General features: G+C 75.3%; 5 protein-coding genes. 2 read left to right on the top strand and 3 right to left on the bottom strand.

Going from position 1 to position 3312, the window contains the following annotated elements; genetic code table 11:
• Positions 1–180 (bottom strand): hypothetical protein (locus tag VFW24_00120; protein HEX5265154.1); only part of this gene is annotated, 180 nt, incomplete at its 3' end.
• Between the two features lie 29 nt (positions 181–209).
• On the opposite strand from VFW24_00120, the gene VFW24_00115 reads away from it, so the two are divergent.
• Positions 210–767: a hypothetical protein gene (locus tag VFW24_00115; GenBank protein ID HEX5265153.1), complete on the top strand. Its 558-nt coding sequence runs from the start codon at positions 210–212 to the stop codon at positions 765–767.
• Here the strand turns inward: VFW24_00115 and VFW24_00110 are convergent.
• On the bottom strand, positions 729–1394 hold the full coding sequence (locus VFW24_00110; protein HEX5265152.1) for an HAD-IA family hydrolase: 666 nt from the start codon (positions 1392–1394) through the stop codon (positions 729–731). The two genes, VFW24_00115 and VFW24_00110, sit on opposite strands and share 39 nt — an antisense overlap.
• 19 nt (positions 1395–1413) lie before the next feature.
• A complete protein-coding gene (locus VFW24_00105; GenBank protein HEX5265151.1) occupies positions 1414–2409 on the bottom strand; it encodes an alpha/beta hydrolase in 996 nt (331 codons plus the stop codon).
• 23 nt (positions 2410–2432) lie between these two features.
• On the opposite strand from VFW24_00105, the gene VFW24_00100 reads away from it, so the two are divergent.
• Positions 2433–3161: a gamma-glutamyl-gamma-aminobutyrate hydrolase family protein gene (locus VFW24_00100; GenBank protein HEX5265150.1), complete on the top strand. Its 729-nt coding sequence runs from the start codon at positions 2433–2435 to the stop codon at positions 3159–3161.
• Positions 3162–3312 lie beyond the last annotated feature (151 nt).

Genomic DNA, 3312 nt, shown 5'->3' with positions numbered 1-3312 from the left:
CGGCAGGGGCGGGTTCACGGTCAGGTAGCGACCCCGGCACCCGTCGACCTCGTTGTAGTTGAGGACGGTGGCCACCGTCCGCACCAGCACCTGGCCCGGGCCGGGCGCGGGCTCCGGCACGTCGTCCAGGCTGAGGGCCTCGGTCGGGCTGCCGTACCGCTGCACGCGCCAGGCCCTCACCGCGCCAGACGGTAGGCCAGGATGGACGGGTGCGGCGGGTCTCGGTCGTCGGCAACTCCGGGTCGGGCAAGACCACCGTGGCCCGGGAGCTGGCCGCCGTCCTGGACGTCCCGCTGCTCGAGCTCGACTCGATCTTCCACCTTCCGGGCTGGACCGAGCTGCCCGCCGACGAGTTCCGGGCCCGGGTGGCCGGGTTCGTCAGCGGGGACGCCTGGCTCGTCGACGGCAACTACTCGACCGTCCGCCTGCTGGTCTGGGCCCGGGCCGACACGGTGGTGTGGGTGGATCCCCCGGACCCGGTCGTGATGGCGCGCGTCGTCCGGCGGACGTTGCGCCGGGTCTTCACACGCGAGGAGCTGTGGAACGGCAACCGGGAGCCGTGGTCGAACCTGTTCTCGCGGGAGCGGTCGATCGTCGCCTGGTCGTGGAGCCAGCGTCGCAAGTACCGCGACCGCTACTCGACGGCGATGTCCGACCCCGAGTGGTCCGCCATCCGGTTCGTCCCGGTGCGCACACGCGCCGACCGGCGCCGGCTGCTGGCCGCGGCGTCAGGCCGCGCCGGTGAGCTGGACCAGCAGCTCCCGTAGGGGCGGGCGGCCCAGGCGGTCGATCACCAGGTCCGCCAGCGAGAAGTCCATGCGGGCGGTCATGGGTGTGGGGACGACCACGCAGCGGATGCCGGCGGCCTTGGCGGCCCGCAGCCCGTTGTGGGAGTCCTCGAAGGCCACGGCGGCGCCGGCGTCGACCCCGAGCTGGCGCAGGGCGCGCAGGTACAGGTCGGGGGCGGGCTTGGCCGGGATGGTGCCGTCGTAGCAGCTGAGGTGGTCGATGTAGGCGCCGAGGCCCAGCCGGTCGAGGTGCGAGCCGACCCAGTCGGCGCCCGAGCTCGACGCCACCGCCGTCGCCAGCCCGAGCTCCCGCGCCTCGAGCAGCGACTCGGCGGCGCCGGCGCACGGGCCCAGGGCGTGCAGCAGCTCGTCGCGGCGCTGCCGGCGGGCATCGCGGACGGACGGGTCGAGGGGGCGGCCCAGGCGCCGCTGCAGCTCCTCCCACGGGTCGGGGTGGTCGACCCGGCCGATGGTGAGCGTCCACTCGTCGAGGCTCAGGGGCACGCCGTGGGCCTCGTAGGTCTCGGCCCAGGACTGGTAGGTCGGCCCCTCCGTCTCGAGCAGGAGACCGTCGAAGTCGTAGATCACGGCGCGCACGGAGGACATGCGCCGGCCGAGCCTGGGTTCAGAGAGAGCGCAGGAAGTCCACGAGCAGGTCGTTGACCTCCCCGGCGCGCTCCTGCTGGATCCAGTGGCCGGCGCCGGGGAGCACGTGCGAGCCGCGCAGTCCGGGCAGGGTCTCGGGGAACTGGGCAATGGCGCCCGCTCCCCAGATCGTCGGCCCGTCCCTGTCCCCGCCGATGAACAGCGACGGGGCGGTGATCGGCACGCGGCGGAAGGCGGCCAGGTCGGCCCAGTCCCGGTCCATGTTCCGGTAGCGGTTGAGCGGCCCCGAGAAGCCGCTGTGCTCGAACTCGGCCACGTAGATGTCGAGGTCCTCCTCCGAGAGCCACGGCGGCAGCTTCTCGGGGACGACGAAGCGGTCCCGCAGCTTTCCGCCCGGGGCCACGCTGGCCATCGTCCCCCCGTCCTGCGGCGGCGGCGCGTCCCCCGATGCGGTGAAGTACATGCCGCGGATCCAGGCGCGCACGTCCTCCTCGATCTCCGCCTCGGCCCGCCCCGGCTGCTGGAAATACACCATGTAGAACTCCTCCTGGCCCCCGAGCAGGCCCAGGACCTCCAGCGGGCGCACCCTCCCGTAGGGCGAGTACGGCACCGACAGCAGCGCCAGGCCGCGGAACACGTCGGGCCGCAGCAGGCACGAGCTCCACGCGATCGGCGCACCCCAGTCGTGGCCCACGACCACCGCCGTGCGCTCCCCCAGGGCCTCGACCACGCCGACGTTGTCGGCCACGTGGCGGACCATGCGGTACTCGTCGACGGCCGCCGGCTTGGCCGAGCGCCCGTAGCCGCGCACGTCGATGGCCACCGCCCGGAAGCCGGCGCCGGCCAGCGCCGGCAGCTGGTTCCGCCAGGAGTACCAGGACTCGGGGAAGCCGTGGACCAGCAGCACCAGGGGACCGGAGCCCTGCTCGACGGCGTGGATGCGCGTGCCGCCGGCGTCGAGGACGAGGTGCCGGGGCTCCGAGCTGTGACCCTGCTCCGGGGTGGACGTCGCCATGCCGGAGAAGCTACGCCGTAGAGGTGGGGATCCTCCCGGTCGTGGGGGTGACCGCCGGGGAGCACGACGCCCGGTGGGGAGCGTGGGGCGCCCGGGCGGTGCTCCTGACCAGCGCCTACCTGCGGGCGGTGGAGTCGGGCGGGGGGCTGCCCATCGTGGTGCCGCCCGCGCCGGGAGCGGCCGAACAGGTCGTGGGGCGCCTGGACGCCCTGGTGCTCACCGGGGGCGCCGACGTCGACCCGGCCCGGTACGGCCGGGCGCCCCACCCCGAGACCCGGTTGGCCGACCCCGCCCGCGACCGCTCCGAGCTGGAGCTGGCCGCCGCCGCCGGGGCCGCCGGGCTGCCCCTGCTGGCCGTGTGCCGGGGCGTGCAGGTCCTCAACGTGGCCCGGGGCGGGACCCTCCACCAGCACCTGGCCGACCTGCCCGGGGCGGTCGAGCACGCCGCCGCCCCCGGCTCCTACGGCCGCCACCGGGTCCGGATCGAGCCGGGCAGCCGGGTGGGCCGGGCCATGGGGGACCGCACCGAGGCGGAGGTCCCCACCCACCACCACCAGGGGATCGACGTCCCGGGAGAGGGCCTGCGCCCCTCGGCCTGGGCCGACGACGGGACGGTCGAGGCCCTCGAGGACCCCGCCGCCCCCTTCCTGGTCGGGATCCAGTGGCACCCCGAGCAGGGCGAAGACCGGTCCCTCTTCCTGGCCCTCGTCCGGGCCGCCGCCGGCCGCATGACCGGCGGCCGGTCCGGGTAGGACGGGTCGGTTCGGGAGGTAGCCCCCTTGGCCATACGCGTCCCCGGTGCCGAACCTGCCGAGTCGCTCCAACTCAGCCTGCCCGGGGCCGACCCCGAGCCGCCCGCCCCGGTCACGCCGGCGGAGGGCCTGGCCACCGCGGCCGGGTCCG

This window comes from Acidimicrobiales bacterium (genome assembly GCA_036273495.1).
GTDB lineage: Bacteria > Actinomycetota > Acidimicrobiia > Acidimicrobiales > JAJPHE01 > DASSEU01.
This window is presented reverse-complemented; position numbering and strand designations above follow the sequence as displayed.